Genomic DNA, 522 nt, shown 5'->3' with positions numbered 1-522 from the left:
TAGCCGTCAACTTTTACTTCACTTACTGTGTACTCGTACTCTTTTCCTTGTTCATCGTACTTCGGTAGATCTTTGAAGCTGAAGTTCCAATTACCTTCTTTATCTGCTTTCACTTCTTGCGTTTTAAACTCTTTTCCATTTTGAAGCAGTTGAACCTTAATGATTCCTGGGCGTGTACCAAATTTATTGTCGTAGTCTTCCCATACTTTCTTACCACTTACTTCTGTTGTTTCTGTATTCTTGTACGTGTTCGTAATCGTTGTTCCTTCTACTTTTGTTTCATAGTCTTTCACTTTTACTTCATCTACTGTGTACTTGTGCTCATTTCCTTTTCCATCGTACTTCGGTAGATCCTTAAAGCTAAATGTCCAATTGCCTTTTTCATCTGCTTTCACTTCTTGCGTTTTAAACTCTTTTCCATTTTGAAGCAGTTGAACCTTAATGATTCCTGGGCGTGTACCAAACTTATTGTCGTAGTCTTCCCATACTTTCTTACCATTTACTTCTGTTGTTTCTGTATTT

1 protein-coding gene is annotated in these 522 nt (G+C 36.8%); it reads right to left on the bottom strand.

Features of this window, described 5'->3' with window-relative positions; translation table 11 throughout:
- Positions 1–522: Cna B-type domain-containing protein (locus tag PDL00_RS34695; RefSeq protein WP_270733851.1), on the bottom strand; the 522-nt coding region annotated here is incomplete at both ends.

This window comes from Bacillus cereus group sp. TH152-1LC, from assembly GCF_027710505.1.
Taxonomy (GTDB): Bacteria; Bacillota; Bacilli; order Bacillales; family Bacillaceae_G; genus Bacillus_A; species Bacillus_A mobilis.
This window is presented reverse-complemented; position numbering and strand designations above follow the sequence as displayed.